Origin of the sequence: Duganella lactea (assembly GCF_009857505.1) — a bacterium.
Lineage (GTDB): Bacteria > Pseudomonadota > Gammaproteobacteria > Burkholderiales > Burkholderiaceae_D > Rugamonas > Rugamonas lactea.
Genome location: NZ_WWCP01000120.1, coordinates 1 through 255, shown reverse-complemented (window position 1 = coordinate 255; position 255 = coordinate 1). Strand labels below are relative to the sequence as shown.

1 rRNA gene is annotated in these 255 nt (G+C 52.5%); it reads right to left on the bottom strand.

The features are described 5' to 3' along the window. Positions 1 to 255, bottom strand: a 16S ribosomal RNA gene (locus GTP44_RS26960); the annotation flags it as partial.

Genomic DNA, 255 nt, shown 5'->3' with positions numbered 1-255 from the left:
TGTCACCGGCAGTCTCATTAGAGTGCTCTTGCGTAGCAACTAATGACAAGGGTTGCGCTCGTTGCGGGACTTAACCCAACATCTCACGACACGAGCTGACGACAGCCATGCAGCACCTGTGTAATGGCTCCCTTTCGGGCACCCTCCAATCTCTCAGAGGTTCCATCCATGTCAAGGGTAGGTAAGGTTTTTCGCGTTGCATCGAATTAATCCACATCATCCACCGCTTGTGCGGGTCCCCGTCAATTCCTTTGA